Source organism: Pseudoalteromonas phenolica (genome assembly GCF_005876835.1).
Taxonomy (GTDB): Bacteria; Pseudomonadota; Gammaproteobacteria; order Enterobacterales; family Alteromonadaceae; genus Pseudoalteromonas; species Pseudoalteromonas phenolica_B.
Genome location: NZ_PPSW01000019.1, coordinates 38,826 through 55,149, shown reverse-complemented (window position 1 = coordinate 55,149; position 16,324 = coordinate 38,826). Strand labels below are relative to the sequence as shown.

Sequence of the window (16,324 nt, the reverse complement as noted above, 5' to 3'; positions counted from 1 at the left end):
TAAGGAACGAACATGAATAAATTTACTTTATCAGCACTGGCCTTGTCGGTATCGGCCATTCTGGTCGGTTGTAATGATGGCTCAGGTTTTACCTCGACACAAAGCGAAGCCGAGCAAAGCACGCAAGTGACGCCTGCTACAGGTGAAAGTGCACTTCGAAATATGTCACAAGACAAAGGGGCAGAGATTGAGGCCATACTAGCTGATGGTGTTAAAGCTTCTCCAGATGGTGAGCAAGCTGGCAACTTAATCGACGGTAATCACAGCAGTAAATTCTTGGCCTTTGATAAAAAAGCCACAGTGATCTTTAAAGCGGCGAAAGCAGCTGCTTTGCAAAAATACCATTTTGTTTCGGCAAACGATGAGCCTAAACGAGACCCTAAAAACTGGGTGGTATACGGCTCAAACGACAAGCAAGAGTGGGTTGAAATTGATTCTCGTGCAAATGAAGCCTTTACTGGTCGAGCAGAGTTAAAAGCGTACGAACTTGAAGGTGAGCAAGCAGCTTATCAGTACTTTAAATTCGACTTAGAGCACGGCGGCACAGACAGCTATGGTGCTGATATTACTCAGCTTGCAGAGCTTGAATTAATCGTGATTGCAGAAGCGCCTATCGTGTCGTTTGGCGCGTCTAACCTAACGCCTGAAGTGGGCGAGCTTGTGGTATTTGAAGATACCTCACTAGTTAACCCAACAAGTTGGCAATGGACGTTTGAAGGCGGCACGCCTTCAACCAGCACTGAGCGTAAACCGCTTGTTCGTTTTAACGAACTGGGCGCGAAAACTGTGACTTTAGTGGCTAAGAACGACAAGGGTGAATCTGAGCTAGTTAAAACTGACTTCATTCGCGTTTGGGATCCAGCCAGCCCTTGGGCAGGCTTCCCTCAACCAACAGTGACATTTACCAAAAATAAACCTGAGCATCCTGGTCAAGCAGTACTTGAGCGCGTTATGCCAGACTTAGAAGCAGAAATTCACCGAATTTCTGAGCTGATCGCTAAGCGTTTATTCAACAATGTCACCGAAATTAACGTATTTGAATCGGTTGAATTTATAACTGATGAGTATGACTTCCCAGCGGCGAAAGGTGGTACAGATAAAAACATGCAATTGATGTTTGATCTTAACCATATTGCGAAGTTAGAAGGCAAAGGCGATCAAGCTATTCGTGACGAGATAACTGGCGTACTTTGGCACGAATTGACTCATGGTTACCAAAATGTGCCAAATACAGGTGATTACATTGAAGGCACTGACCATCATACTTACCTTGAAGCGATGGCGAATTTTATTCGCATCGAAGCGGGTTTCTATGAGCATGCACGAGCAAATATTGATTGGTTAGATGACATCAATAAAGATGCGTATAACCAGACTTCATTCTTCTTGGAGTGGGTAGTAAACACGAACCGAAATATCGACTTTATGAATGAGCTAAATGCAGCTGCAAAGGTATTACCTGAATGGTCGTTTGATGCCGCATTTAAGCATATTTTTGGTGATAATAGAGGCCTCGAAGTGATTGTTGGCGAATACCAAACTTACCTCAAATCACTTGGTAAAGTCCCACCTTATCCGACACCAGTTGTAGGCTTTAATAATGCCGTACAGTTTGATGGTGTAACGGTGACGACCAATGCAAGCCATATTGGTATTTGGGGGGAGGGTCCAGAAGCCTTAGCTGATAACGATATTCGTAAGAAGTTTAATGCGGTTGTCGAAGCACCTTGGTGGGTACCAGAGTATCTTCCTGATATTTTACCGATAAATGAAGTTGAAGCAGTGAATGCTGATTTTGTGTTACCACAATCGGTTAATGTAGCGAAATACTCGATTGCCACTGCTGGTGACAACGAAATTCGCTTCCCAACGAGCTGGCAAGTATTTGGTTCAAACGATGGCGATACATGGACACTAATCGATGAGCAATCATTTACGGCCTTACCAGAACTGGTGACCACTTACACCTACGAGCTTGAAAAGCCAGTTGATGTGCAACACGTTCGTTTCTCATTTAAGAATGAGCGTCAAGGAGAGGGAATTGATGGCGATAACGGCAGATTAATACAAATCGGTGAAATCGCGATTTGGACACAAGATTAACATTTACCCTAGATTATTAATGTGAGAGTCAAAGCAGGCCATTCAGCCTGCTTTTTTTTGGTTTGATATTTTGCTAGGCAATATGCGCAAAAAGTAAATACGGCAATTAAAGCTTTAACCTCTACTAATTACATAATCTACCTTTACTGTTGAAATTGCTTCTACAGGTTTGCCATCTTCAAATTTCGGAGCGTAACGCCACTGTTCAAGTGCTTTAATAGAGGCTTTTACAAAGCCTTTTTCAGAAGCGTCTATTACTTCTATGTCTTTAACAAATCCTGACTTGCTGACAGTAAATTGCAGTTGTACCCAGCCGCTTTTCATCTTGCGAGCCATATTTTTAGGGTACTCAGGATTTGCTCTATATAAAGGTTCTTGCTCTTGCGAATCTTTCCAAGGCACCATTTTCGCTATGGCTAAACAATGTTTGGTGGCTTTGTCACTTTGACGCGTTTTTTCGTAAAGGTTGACCAACTTTGAATGGGCTGATAGCTCAAAAGGATGGTCGAAGTCGAGGTTCGAGTCAAACACATTAACAATATGCTCTAAACGCTCAATTGCAGCGCTTTTTCTATTTCTTGCTTCATCTAAAGCTGCAACCCAAATATCTGTTGAAAGGCGTTGAACTGAGGTTTCAGGTAAATGAGCCTTATTTATCTCATCCGTTTTGCGGATCAACTTTTTAGCTTTACCTACTGTTCTACTATTTTTTGCTGCAAGTTTGGCTGCTTCTAAATATGCAACCGAAGCAAATTCATAGTCTTGTTTAGCTTCAGCTTGTTCCGCAATGTCTTCTAAGCTATCGAGTGATTCACGACGGTTTTCTTTAAAGTTTAACTTTGCAAGTGGTAAGGTAATATTGAAAACGACATCAAGCTTGTCGGTATGATGCTCTTTGGTAATCTTGAGTATTTCTTCAAGCAAAGCTTTTTTACTAGGGTTGCTGTTACTCATAGATGTTGCATAGTTAATTGCAAGATTGATAGTGTTAATATCGTGCTGACCGTAAAGTTCTTTGCCAACTTCATAGGCTTTTTGAGCTGTGTCTTTTAGTGCTTTTTTATCACCAGATTGAACAGCTACTTTGTAAGCTTGGTAATGCTTAATAAATGCTGAGTTTAAATCTGAGTTCGATGCAAAGCTTTCTGAAGCTGTTAGAACGGTGAAAATAGAAAAAGCAATTAGTGTTTTGTTCATTATTATTTTTATTCCTAGATTTATATTTCCTAAATTGCGTCTTCATAATAGCTATGTCCCTGATGGGGTTCAAGTATGGCTATAAATTGCAGCTTTAAAAGACTGAATTCTAATAGTATCTTCTTACTTGCGGCTGCACAGCGCTATTTATTTAGCAAATTTAATCAATAATTATTAATTACAGAGATAACTATGTGTATAGATGATGTGCTTCCCAGCGATTATGCTGAACTGCTAAGCGTTTGGGAAAACTCAGTCCGAGCAACGCACAACTTTATAAGTGAAGAAGATATCGCGTTTTTTAAGCCAATTATCATTGAGCAAGCGTTTCCGAATGTTATTTTACATTGCATGAAAAATTCAGCGGGAACAATTGTCGGCTTTATTGGTGTTCATTCCGAGAAAATAGAAATGTTATTTATTTTGAATGAATATAGAGGACAAGGAATTGGCAAAGCGTTATTAAAGTATGCATTGAATTGTCATTCCATCAATAAAGTCGATGTGAACGAACAAAATCCTAAAGCTGTTGGCTTTTATGAAGCGATGGGGTTTAAAGTTGTTTCTCGTTCGCCTCTAGATGATATGGGGAAACCATTTCCAATTCTTCATATGTCGTTATGATGGGGAGATAGAGTGTATTCAAACAATTTAAAGTAAAGTGAGCTCGATGAAAGTTAGCAAATCAAGACAGAATTAACGCCCAAAGCCAATAACTTTGGGCGTTTGCGTTTTTAACCCCATTTTAGGTTGTTGGGCGTTTGCGTTTTAACTTAATTAAACGCTTTAGCCTTTTTCGATTAGTACTGTAACTGGCCGCCATTATTTATAAAGTTAGCGTATTCATTCCAGACATCTTCGACACCACGGCCTAAGATCTGCCTAAATGACGCATCGAACGACCAAGTGTAATTCCCCATGTCTTTTGCCGACTTATTAAATTTGTAGATAAAGTCATTGTCTAAATGGGTTTTAATATAGTGTAAAAAGAATCCTGTTGCTTCGTAACCGCTCAACCACTTAGCTGGGTTTTGTGTACTTGGCGAGCGTGTTTTATGAAAGCCTGCACCAATACGCACGGCATCAGCTAACCCTTCGGTAAACGCCCAGTAAGCTTGACCATCACCATAGTTGTCATGTGTGAGCGGTGAATTGTTGTAACCATGAGTCACTTCGTGAAATAAGATACCATCGATTTCGTCTGAAATCGCAGAGTCAGAATTTCCACCCTCACGATATAAACGCTCTAGGTGTGCGGTACTGACGACTATGGTCATTTCGCCCGAACCATCTTGGCCCATTTTGTAGGCAACAAAGTCTTTACCCCAATGATCTTTTGCACGCAACTCGAAACGTAGTTTTCTGAAACGTTCAGACTCAATTGGGTCTTTATATAGAATTTTAGCGACATCAACGCAGCGCTGTGCCATATGGCCTGCAGGGTCGGCAATAATACGTTTAAACAATTGTGAGCCGATTGTTTCTGGGTTTACATCAACAAAATCCACCACGGGTTTTTTCCATAAACCGTCATTAGGATCTGTGACACCTTGTTCAGTAATGTCGATATTAACGTTTGTTTGCGAGTAACCATAAATCGAGACATAAAGGTTTTGACCAGAACCGTCACAGTTTTCTGTTGCGGTTGGAGTAATACTCTGGCAAGTGTAGCTTTGAGTAGTCGCAGGTGCACCTAAGTTGATATATAGGTCAGCATCACCGCTGCCAGATGTTGAGGCGCTTACTTTGCCTGCGACGTTGAAAGGACCAAAATGTTGCCATTGACCTTGGCCTAGGTTCAAAGACTGATTGATTGGCAGTGTTGTTCCATTATTGTTATCTGCGCTCTCACCAAATAGTTCAACTTCGGCGAGTTGCACCAGGCTTGCGCCATGATTGGCTGAGATATTTAAGCGAATATGTTTATAGGCTTGATTACTCGATACAGAATATTGCTTGCTTTGATATCGACTTGAAAAGCTTTGGCCCGCTTGGTTATCAATTGTTTGCCAATTAATACCATCGTTTGAACCTTGTAACTGCCAATTTTGCGGATCACGACTCGGCGCATCGTTTGCTGAAGTCAGCGTGTAGCCAGTGATGATTTTCGCCTCATTGAGCTCATAGCTAAGCCATGCAGTAGGAGAAAACGCCAACCATTTACTGTACTGGTCGTTATCAAAAGCTTTGTCCGCTGTTTCGTATGGTGTGTTTTGCTCTGATGCGTTAATAACTCCATTTGGTACCGTAAGGTCTGCATTCAACGTGGTAGATGCAAGTGTGTTAAAGCTTAGGCCTGCGAAAGCAAGTGCTAACGCGATTGGTGTTTTAAGATGTTTATTAGATGTCATAACTAGTTCCCATTGGTTTTTTGTAACGTTCCAATTTAGATGTTTTAAAAAAGCAAAATGTTGTCTGCTTAATTACTCTGTTTATTTGGAACGTTCCTAAATAATTGACGTTATTTCGCAAGGGATCAACCTTTAATTCACAAAATTTTTACTTTTAGGCGTGTTTAAGGTACTAGAATGTTGAATTTATTGAAAAAATCGGCATGTATAAAATTTGGGTATAAGTTATAAAATAATCGAAGTGGCTAGGTTGTTTTAAACAGGCAAATAAGGTTTTTTAAAGAGGGAAGCTGTTGGAGAAATTGAGAACAACACGTTTGAAAAGAAAAATAAACGGGGCTGGCCTCTAATTAATGCGCTATTCATGACGCAATAATGGCGCCATGAATAGAATTTGCTTTAAATAATTATGAGCTACGTTCTATTAACTCCACTGGCACTTGCGTCAACCCTTCTTGCGTGTCGTTTTTCAAGATATGACACACGGCTTTAGCGATGTCGTTGGCATCAATCTTTACTGTGCTCAATGGCACACTCATCAATTTGGAGTCGTCCAAGTCATCGAACCCGATCACGCCGATATCAGCACCAGGTTTTAAGTTTTGCTCGGCTAAATATTCAATCACGCCATAAGCCACAATGTCGTTAAAGCAGACCACAGATTCAACTTGCGGCACTTGAGCCAAGCATTCAGACATTGCAAGTCTGCCACCGTGACGGTTTGTGGTGCTATTAAACACCCAAGTTTGTATGTCGACTTGCTCTTTAGCGGCTTTGTTAAACCCAGCTAAACGTTGATGGTAATCCGATATTGCTGCATCACCACCAATAAAGGCGATGTGCTTATGGCCGCGAGCCATTAACGCTTTCGTTGCGTTGTATGCACCCATTTCGTTGTTTGGTAATACACAAGGCACTTGGCTGCCATCTACTTGACGCATGATGCTGACCACTTGCGTATGCGGCTTTTGTAATTGATTAAGCCAGCTTGCTTGGGTGTTAGGCGTTGGACAGATAATAAAGGCTTTAACACGGTATTCTTGCAGTTTGGCTACAATTTGCGTTTGCGTTAGGGCATTTTCGCTGGTGTTGACGAGCGTTGCCATTAAACCCAATTCTCGAATGTGTTTTTCAAGGGCAACCGCTAAATTTGCAGAATAAGGGTTGGTTAAGTCGTTGATCACAATAGCGACTAAATCTGAAGACTTACTGCGCATCGCCGCGGCTTCACGATTATATACGTATCCTGTTTCTTCGATGGCTTTGAGTACTTTTTCTTTTGCGCGGTCGCTGGCTTTATCGCTGCCGCGTAAAACAAGTGACACTGTAGACTTTGACACACCCGCTACTCGGGCAACGTCATGTACAGTGACAGACTGCTTGTTAGTATTATTTGTTTTCAAATTTTGGCTATCTATAAAATGTGGTTGTCTCGATAACAGCGCCAACCAGTGATTAATTTTGTCGCAATGGGTTGTATTCTAGCAAATCGATCAGTATATTCAAATTATTCTTGGAACGTTCCATTTTACCTTTAATAGGAAATTAAAGGATAATCGGTACATTCCAATATATTCTTAGGTTATTTGGCAAAGAGGCAAACAATGAAAACGATAAGCCACGGGTGGCACAGTGCTAAACGCATGACTTACTCACTCGTCACAGGCGGTGTGATGATGCTAGGTGCGACACAAGTTGTAGCAAACACGCAATATGTAGACCCATTTATTGGTACTGGCGGTGACGGCCATACTTTCCCAGGTGCAGTTGTACCTTTTGGTATGGTGCAGTTGAGCCCAGATACCGACTCAGTATTCAGAGGTATTGACCCACAACCTGAAATTTACAAGCGTTGTGCGGGCTATCATTATGACGACACCACCATTGTTGGTTTCTCGCATACCCACTTTAGCGGCACGGGTCACTCAGATCTTGGCGATTTACTCATGATGCCAATTACGGGCGAAGTGAAGTTAGAACCGGGTAAAGCTGACAACCCAGATGCGGGTTATCGTTCTCGCTTTAGTCACGACAATGAAACGGCAAAGCCGGGCTATTACCAAGTTTGGTTACAAGACTACAAGGTGAATGCTGAGCTCACAGCGACTACCCGCGTGGGCATGCACAAATACACTTTTAAAGAACATGATAAAGGCAGCGTGTTAATGGATTTAACGCACAGCATTTATAACTTCAAAAACAAAGTCATTTGGAGTGATGTGCGCGTTATCGACGACCGTACTATTTTAGCTTATCGTGCTACCAATGGCTGGGCGAATAATCGTCAAATGTACTTTGCCATTGAGTTCTCAAAGCCGTTTAGCGATATCGAGCTGATTAACCTAGACAATACACGTTACCGCTGTAATGGCTGCTTAACCGAAGGTAATGGCAAAAAGCCATCGACCATTGTTAACTACAAAATCCCAGAAGCCGCAGGTAAAGCCATTAAAGTGGTTGCAGACTTTGAAGGCCTGAAAGGCGAGCCACTAATGGTGAAAGTGGGTATTTCAGCAGTAAGTAAATCAAATGCACTTGAAAACTTAAAGACTGAAATTCCGCATTGGAACTTCGATAAAGTGGTTAAGCAAGCAGATGAAACATGGCATAAATCACTTGATAAGTTTGAAGTAGAAGGCTCGCTATCTGAAAAGCGTCAGTTCTTCACATCGGTTTATCACGCACTACAAGCACCGAGTGTATATCAAGATGTAAACGGTCAATATCGTGGTGTTGATGGTGAAATTCACCAAGCGAAAGATCACACGCACTACACGCTATTCTCACTATGGGATACCTATCGCGCGCTGCATCCATTATTGACTTACATTGAGCCTGACAAAGTATCAGATATGATCTCTTCAATGCTTGATCATTATCAGCAGAGTCATGACAAAATGTTACCTATCTGGTCGTTCCAAGCTCATGAAACGTGGACGATGATCGGTTATCACGCGGTATCAGTGATTGCTGATGCGTATCTAAAAGGCATTCGTGATTTCGACGTTGAGCTGGCTAAAAAAGCCATGATCGATACTGCAAACCACCCCCATTACGATGCCATTCCTGAGTACAAACAATATGGATATGTACCGCTAGACGTACTCCCTGAATCAACGTCTATCACTTTAGAGTATGCGTATGATGATTATACGATTGGTCAATTCTTCACGGCGCTTGGTGATAAGAAGACAGCGGCTGAATACTATGAGCGTGCCACATACTACAAAAACGTGTTTGATCCAGAAGTACGCTTTATGCGTGGTCGCATGAAAGATGGTTCATGGAATCCAGACTTTGATCCGCAAGAAGCAAAATACATGGGTGCTTTCACCGAAGGTAACAGTTACCAGTACAGCTTCTATGTACCACAAGACGTACACGGTTTAATTAAGCTAAAAGGTGGCGACAAGAAGTTTGTTGAGCGCCTAGATGAGCTATTCGAAACTGAGCTGTCGTACGAAAAAATCAAAGAGCATGAAGACATTGCAGGTCTGATTGGCCAATACGCTCACGGTAATGAGCCAAGTCACCATATTGCCTACCTTTATAACTATGCGGGCGAGCCTTGGCGTACTCAGGCACGTATTCGTCAAATCATGGATACGCTGTCTTCAGATAAGCCAGATGGTCTTGCGGGTAACGACGATGTAGGCCAAATGTCGGCGTGGTATATCTTCTCGGCAATGGGCTTCTACCCAGTATCACCGGGCGATTTAACTTATGCATTAGGTGCACCACAATTACCGAAAATTTCTTTAGCATTGGCAAATAACAAGCGATTCACTGTGGTTGCAAAAGGCCTGTCTAAGAAGAATAAATTTGTAAAAGAAGTACGCTTAAACGGCAAAAAACTTGAGCGCAGCTATATCACTCATGATGACATTATGGGCGGTGGCAAGCTTGAATTTACTATGTCGGCTAAGCCTAACAAGTCATTTGGTCAATCACTGTCGGCACGTCCGCCGTCAATGAGTAACCCAGTGAACAACAACTTCTTAAAATAAGAGACAGAAGCATGAAAAAGACATTCTCTCGTTCATTGCTTCTTGTTACGCCTGCGGTTTCGCTGAGCCTTGCGCTCAGCGGCTGCGGCGATAACCGCAATGAAGATGCACAAGCAAAGCCTGCTGAGCAAGCAAACAGTAAAGGCATTGCATATGTGCAAGATCCAGCCAGTTTTGTAAATCCATTTATTGGTACCAAAGGGCCATTTAACCATCGTCAAGCGGCAAACGTTGTGCCGGGTGCGGTGCAGCCATTTGGTATGTTCAACTTTGGCCCTGAGCACGCTTACACCGAAGCGTTAATGAAAGAAAGCGAAGGGATCAGCAAGCGAATTAATGAAGACAATGTGCGTATTCCAGTCTCACCGGGCGGCTATAACTGGCAAGCGACGCGCTTAAAGGGTTTTTCTTTTACCCGTTTGTCGGGCACTGGGTGTTTAGGTGCGTCAGGCGATGTGCCAGTTTTACCGTTTAATCAAGCCATTAAACACTCTCCTGCGACTGATAAAATTAACGCCTATTATGGCGCGAACTTTAGCCACGATGATGAAACTGCCATTCCGGGTTATTACCAAGTAGGTCTAGATTCTGGCATTGATGTACGTTTATCAGCAACCGATCGTACTGGTATTGCCGAATTTACCTTTGACTCGCCAGAGCAAGCTAAGCTTATTTTTAGAACGGCTTATTCTCAGCTGGGCAGTGGTGATGCGTTTACCCAAGTGGATTTAGAAAAAGGTGAGGTGAGCGGTTATGTCACCAGTGGTAACTTTTGTGGTTATTTAGGTGAATATAACCGTCGCGATTATTACACACTACACTTTGTGGCGAAAATTGATGCGCCGATCACAGGCAGCGGTGCGTATGTTGATGACAAGGTAGCAGCCAATGCGACTTCTAGCCAAGGCGGAATGGGCTATGGTGAAACCGGTGTGCCAGAGTGGGGTAAAGGCTCAGGTCTATGGGTCGATTTAGACGTTAAAGCAAAACAACCTGTCACAATGCGTGTGGGTATTTCTTACGTAAGCTTAGACAATGCCCGAGAGAACCTTGCCAAAGAACAAGCTCAGCAAAGCTTTGCGCAAATAAAAGACAAAGCCTATGCGGGTTGGAATGATGCGCTAAGTCGCGTGAAAGTGAAGTCTGACGATCAAGACTTACTGACGACTTTCTATACGGCCTTATTCCACAGTCAATTCCATCCAAATATTTTCAGTGATGTGAACGGCGAGTACCGAGGTTTTGATCAACAAGTTCATACGATCACTGACAAGCAAACAGCGCAGTACGCGAACTTCTCAGGTTGGGATGTGTATCGTTCACAACTGCAGTTAGTGAGCTTAACGCACCCGCAAGTAGCCAGTGATATTGCACAGTCGCTATTCAATCAAGCCAATCAATTTAATGGTATTTGGGATAGATGGACGCATAACAATGGCCCAACAGGGGTGATGAGTGGCGACCCATCAGCGATTGCCATTGCCAACTTTGTGGCATTTGGTGCGGATAAGTTCGATATTGAAGGCGCGTACGAGTCTTTATATAAAGCTTCAACGGTACCAACCGAATACGATTTATCAAACGTAGGCTGCCCGGTATTCTGTCGTGGCCAAAAACCGTCTTTAGATGAGTGGCTAACGCTTAATTACTTATCTGATCAATCTAATTCATGGGAAGGGGCGAGCGAAACCTTAGAGCAAGTATCTGCCGATTTTGCCATGTCACAATTTGCAGCGCGCTTAGGTAAAGACGCCCATAGCATTGAAATGCTTAAGCGTTCAGGTTATTGGAAAAACCTTTATAACCCACAAGCGACCGCAGAGCTTAGCTATATTCAGGGCCGTAATAAAGATGGTAGCTGGAAAGAAGAGTTTGACCCATTCAGTGGCCACTTATTTGTCGAAGGTAGCCCAGCGCAGTATTTATGGATGTTACCGTTTGATGGCCAAGGGCTAAGCCAACTTCTTGGCGGTGATGAGGTGATGTCTGATCGTTTAGATTCACATTTGCGCAAACCTGATGGCACTTGGGTGTTATATCGTGATTCAGCGCAATATGCTGACGTATCAAATCAGCCGTCAATTGCCACGCCTTGGATGTATTTATACACAGGCGATGCGTATAAAACGCAGCAAACGGTGCGTGAGACCATGAAGCAACTTTGGCATAACTCAGTGTCAGGTATTCCAGGGCAAGACGATTTAGGTCAGATGTCATCTTGGTATGTGTTCTCGGCATTAGGCTTGTATCCGTTCTACCCAGGTCGTGCAGACATGGTGTTATCAAGCCCAGCATTTGAACAGGCACAAATTGGTAATTTAACCATTCAAGCACCTGCTGCAAGCGCCGAACACATTTACGTTAAAGGCTTAAAAATCAATGGTAAAGATACGCTGAATAGCTGGATTGACGAGTCATATATTCGTACCCCGCAGCGTCTAGAGTTTACTTTAGATACAAAGCCTAACCCGGTGTTTGGTGGTGCGCTTGAGCATCGTCCACCATCTTATTCAGTTGCCGCTCCTTCGGTAGCAACTTCTGAGGCGAATTAATCATGGCAAAACAAATTAATCAAAAAATGGCGTTTTATGCCATGACCAGTTTGTTTTTTATCTGGGGTTTTATTACCGCGTTAAACGATATTCTGATCCCATTCTTAAAAGCAGAATTTTCACTGAGCTATACCCAAGCTATGTTGGTGCAGTTCTGTTTCTTCGGCGCTTACTTTCTAGTGTCGCCATTGGCTGGTCGTGTGGTAGCGAAATTTGGTTATCGCAATGGCGTGTTCATTGGTTTATCGACACTAGCTCTGGGCTGCTTGCTGTTTATTCCAGCAGCAAGCGTGAAAGAGTACGCGTTGTTCTTAGGCGCACTCTTTGTACTTGCAGGCGGTATTACCGTGCTGCAAGTATCGGCAAACCCTTATGTTAATTGCTTGGGTGAACCTGAGCATGCGGCTAGTCGCTTGAATTTGGCGCAGGCGATTAACTCACTGGGTCATACCGCAGGGCCACTGTTTGGTACCTTCTTTATTCTGTCGGCAACCAGCAGCAGTGCCGGGGCAGAGCAGGTGCAATTACCTTATTTCTTAATTGCACTGGCAGCCATTACGGTCGCCTGTTCGTTCAAGTTTATCGAACTGCCTAAGCTGGATTTTGAACAGCAAAAAGATGTGGAAGTGAGCGGTTCAATTTGGCAGCAAAAGCACCTTGTCATGGGCGCACTGGGTATTTTCTTATACGTGGGTGCAGAAGTATCTATCGGTGGCTTCTTAGTGAACTACTTCGAGCGTCCTGAAATAGGTGGTCTGACGACAAAACAAGCAGGCAACATGGTGGCTTACTATTGGGGCGGCGCGATGATAGGTCGTTTTATCGGCTCAATCTTAATGCGTAAATATGCGCCGAGCTTGGTACTGGCCTTAAATGCAGTGATGGCTGTGGTGCTATTGATGGTCACTGTATTTAGTACCGGCAAGGTTGCAATGTGGAGCGTATTAGCGGTTGGTTTCTTTAACTCAATCATGTTCCCAACGATTTTCAGTTTAGCAATTCGTGGTTTAGGCCAGCTAACGGCAAAGGGCTCGGGCTTATTATGCCAAGCCATCGTTGGCGGTGCGGTTTTCCCACTGCTTCAAGCGGTTGTCGCTGATAAGTTCTCTGTACAAGTAAGTTTCTTAGTGCCGGTATTCGCTTATGTCTACATCCTATTTTTTGCTATGAGCCAATATAAAGGCCGAGCGCAAGAGGTAAGTGCAGCATGAGTGGGGTGTTATGTTACGGCGAAGCGCTGATCGACTTTTTACAGTTTCAAAGCAAAGAGCAAGATGGCTTAGTCATTAACGATTATCGACAATTTCCCGGTGGTGCGCCTGCCAATGCTGCAGTGGCTTTGGCCAAACTCGGTGGGCGGGCGCAATTTGCCGGACAGGTTGGCAGCGATCAGTTTGGTGAGTTTTTAATTCACAGCCTTGCGCATTACGGTGTTGATACTCAGTTTACTTTAAAGCATGAGACTGCCCCTACGCCTCTGGCCTTTGTGCATCTAGACGCAAGTGGTGACAGAAGCTTTACCTTTATGCGAAAAGACAGCGCTGACCTATTGCTCACACCAGAGCAAGTAAGCGAAGCGTGGTTTGCAAACAATAGCCTAGTGCATTTATGTAGTAATACGCTGACCGAAGCGGGTGCTGCAAAAACCACGCAAACTGTGCTTGAACAGGCAAAAGCGTTGAACTTACAGATATGTTTTGATGTGAATCTGCGCGCCAATCTTTGGAAAGATCAGCACATTGATATTGCCTTGGTGAACCAAGTGGTGAAACAAGCCGATATCGTCAAGTTTGCTAAAGAAGAGTTTGAGCTGTTATCTCAAGATAATCCTGAGCAGTACTTATCTGATTGTTTAGCTGCAAATTGTAAGCTTATTTTGATCACCAATGGCGGTGATGAGATTGAGTATGTATGCAAACAATTCCGTGGTCACGTGAGGCCAGCGAAAACGCAGGTGGTTGATACCACAGCCGGTGGCGATGGCTTTATTGGCGCGATTCTATACTTGCTCAGCGAAACCATCCAACTTGAAAGCTTAATGCATAGCGAAGCACACATTCAAAGTGCAGTGGCTTTTGCCAGTTGTGCAGGCGCAATTGCTGTGTCTACGCAAGGTGCATTCCCTGCATTGCCAAGCTTCACACAAGTCAGCGACTTATTTAACGAACAATTTAGTGGCACTTACGATGCTGCCTTTTTAGAGTAAAACACACGTGAATTTTTATAACTCAGAATTTTTAACAACACACAGTCAATCGATCGTCGACTTTTATAAAGACCGCTGCGTCGACAACGACCTTGGTGGCTATTTTCAAAACTACTTAGACGATGGCACAACATTTAATAATGGTTTTCGCCAGCTTGTTAGTAGCACACGTATGGTTGTTAACTTTTGTCGTGCGGCAAAACTTCTAAATAATGACGACTACTTAGCCATTGCTAAGCATGGTTTGGACTATGTTGAGCAACAACATTGGCGCGAAGAGTCGCAAACTTATGCGTGGACTTTACAAGACAACCAACCGCAAGACATGACACAACAAGCTTATGGCTATGCGTTTGTATTGCTGTGTTACGCCCACTGTTATAAAGCCGGTGTGATTGACTCAGACGCCAAAATAAGTGAAATATTCGAATTACTTGAATCGCGATTTTGGCAGGCTGAAGAAGGTATATATGCCGATACCATCTACGATGATGGCAGACTATGTGACTACCGTGGTCAAAACGCTAACATGCATATTTGCGAAGCGTTAATAGCGGCTTATGGCGCGACTAAATCGCAACGCTATCTTGAAAAAGCACAGCATTTAGCAACGCGTTTTTGTTTTGAGCTTTCAGCACAAAGCTTAGGCTTAGTGTACGAGCACTTTACCCCAGAGCTAGTGCCGGATCTTGAATACAACAAAAACGACCCAAAAAACCTATATCGTCCTTGGGGTTTCCAGCCAGGTCACCAAACGGAGTGGGCTAAGTTGCTCATGCAACTCAATGCCTTTGAAGCACGCCCTGAGTTTGTAGAAAAAGCTCAGTACCTATTTGATGTGGCCTATAGCAAGGCATGGGATACCTTTCACGGAGGTTTGGTATATGGCTTTGATACTGAATATCAAACTTGTGACAGCGACAAATACTTCTGGGTACAAGCCGAAAGTTTTGCTGCTGCGGCTATGTTGTTTGATGAGACTAAACAAACTCAGTATCTAGAGCAATACAGCACACTTTGGGATTATTGTTGGCAGCACTTTGTAGATCATGAGTTCGGCGCTTGGTTTAGAGTACTGACAGGTGCTAATCAAAAATACAGTAATCAAAAGAGTGAAGCGGGTGCTAAATGTGATTACCACACGCTGGGTGCTTGTTTTGATGTGCTGGAGTTTTCTTTTAATTAAAAAGTAAAACGATTTTAAATTCTCCTTGAAATAGAGTTTTGCGCTTTTGCGTCGTGCAGACTCCTACACGAAGCATCTTTGCTTTTGATTAAACACTTTGGTGTGGATTAAAGGCTTAGGTGCTTTTTTACTCTGTTTTACATTCGTGACTTGCACACTAAAACACCATCGGATAACGTGTATATAAAAATAAGTGGGGGGCTATTTTGAAATTTTCAGAATTAAGAGTGTCAGATAAAGCACTTATGGGGCTAGTACTCAGTTTGACTGGCTTACTCTTGATAGGACATTTTAGTATCGAAGAGCCCGTGTTGCCCGATTATCTCGTGATTTGTATGGCTATTTTGTTCGCAGGTCAATGCTATCGTTTTCATCCTAAGTATAAACAAGATAACGCCTTAACCAATCAGATCCGTCGTGACGGCGATGTGCTTAAAATAAAGAATAAATCGTTACACACAGTTATTGGCACTCAAAAAAGCCAACGTATTGAGATTGAACGCATTTCAAAAGTTACAGTAATTGATGAAGGGCTTTCCATTATTATTGATGGCAATGGGGCAGGCTTTGATTTTTTCTTGAATGATAGTGGCAAAGACATTGCTGAGCATCTTAAAAGCTTGCTATCGCCACAAGAGCAAGCGAAGATCGAGTTTGAAATGATTATTTAAGATTCTTGAGAAACGAGAAACGAAGCTTCAATGTAGGCGAGGGCTTCCCCC

Annotated in this window: 11 protein-coding genes; 8 read left to right on the top strand and 3 right to left on the bottom strand. The window is 43.0% G+C overall.

The annotated features are described in order from the left end of the window. Positions 1 to 12 precede the first annotated feature (12 nt). The gene (locus C1E24_RS12525; RefSeq protein ID WP_138481950.1) at positions 13 to 2,103 is read left to right on the top strand and encodes a basic secretory protein-like protein; all 2,091 of its coding nucleotides are present in this window, start codon (positions 13 to 15) and stop codon (positions 2,101 to 2,103) included. A gap of 114 nt (positions 2,104 to 2,217) precedes the next feature. Here the strand turns inward: C1E24_RS12525 and C1E24_RS12520 are convergent, their stop codons facing one another. After that, positions 2,218 to 3,300 (bottom strand): energy transducer TonB, encoded by a 1,083-nt coding sequence (locus tag C1E24_RS12520; RefSeq protein ID WP_138481948.1) that lies wholly within the window; start codon positions 3,298 to 3,300, stop codon positions 2,218 to 2,220. Positions 3,301 to 3,492: 192 nt separating this feature from the next. On the opposite strand from C1E24_RS12520, the gene C1E24_RS12515 reads away from it, so the two are divergent. Then, the gene (locus tag C1E24_RS12515) at positions 3,493 to 3,924 is read left to right on the top strand and encodes a GNAT family N-acetyltransferase (RefSeq protein ID WP_138481946.1); all 432 of its coding nucleotides are present in this window, start codon (positions 3,493 to 3,495) and stop codon (positions 3,922 to 3,924) included. A gap of 176 nt (positions 3,925 to 4,100) precedes the next feature. Here the strand turns inward: C1E24_RS12515 and C1E24_RS12510 are convergent, their stop codons facing one another. Together C1E24_RS12510 and C1E24_RS12505 are read right to left on the bottom strand one after the other, a co-directional pair. Next, positions 4,101 to 5,651, bottom strand: coding sequence for a basic secretory protein-like protein (locus tag C1E24_RS12510; RefSeq protein WP_138481944.1), 1,551 nt, complete (start codon positions 5,649 to 5,651; stop codon positions 4,101 to 4,103). Positions 5,652 to 6,058: 407 nt separating this feature from the next. Further along, entirely contained in the window at positions 6,059 to 7,054 is a 996-nt protein-coding gene (locus C1E24_RS12505; protein WP_240722011.1) for a LacI family DNA-binding transcriptional regulator, read from the bottom strand. A 240-nt stretch (positions 7,055 to 7,294) separates the two neighbouring features. Between C1E24_RS12505 and C1E24_RS12500 the strand changes: the two genes are divergently transcribed. From C1E24_RS12500 to C1E24_RS12475, 6 genes are all read left to right on the top strand, one after another. Continuing rightward, positions 7,295 to 9,658, top strand: a complete 2,364-nt coding sequence (locus C1E24_RS12500) for a GH92 family glycosyl hydrolase (protein WP_431188326.1) — start codon at positions 7,295 to 7,297, stop codon at positions 9,656 to 9,658. A gap of 11 nt (positions 9,659 to 9,669) precedes the next feature. Then, positions 9,670 to 12,210 carry a GH92 family glycosyl hydrolase gene (locus tag C1E24_RS12495; protein ID WP_138481940.1) on the top strand — a complete coding sequence of 847 codons (2,541 nt, stop codon included), beginning with the start codon at positions 9,670 to 9,672 and terminating at the stop codon, positions 12,208 to 12,210. A gap of 2 nt (positions 12,211 to 12,212) precedes the next feature. Further along, the gene (locus tag C1E24_RS12490) at positions 12,213 to 13,421 is read left to right on the top strand and encodes a sugar MFS transporter (RefSeq protein ID WP_138481938.1); all 1,209 of its coding nucleotides are present in this window, start codon (positions 12,213 to 12,215) and stop codon (positions 13,419 to 13,421) included. Continuing rightward, the gene (locus C1E24_RS12485) at positions 13,418 to 14,416 is read left to right on the top strand and encodes a carbohydrate kinase family protein (RefSeq protein WP_138481936.1); all 999 of its coding nucleotides are present in this window, start codon (positions 13,418 to 13,420) and stop codon (positions 14,414 to 14,416) included. The genes C1E24_RS12490 and C1E24_RS12485 overlap by 4 nt, the downstream gene beginning before the upstream one ends. A gap of 7 nt (positions 14,417 to 14,423) precedes the next feature. Next, positions 14,424 to 15,602 (top strand): AGE family epimerase/isomerase, encoded by a 1,179-nt coding sequence (locus C1E24_RS12480; protein ID WP_138481934.1) that lies wholly within the window; start codon positions 14,424 to 14,426, stop codon positions 15,600 to 15,602. 206 nt (positions 15,603 to 15,808) lie between these two features. After that, entirely contained in the window at positions 15,809 to 16,273 is a 465-nt protein-coding gene (locus tag C1E24_RS12475; RefSeq protein ID WP_138481932.1) for a hypothetical protein, read from the top strand. Positions 16,274 to 16,324: the final 51 nt, after the last annotated feature.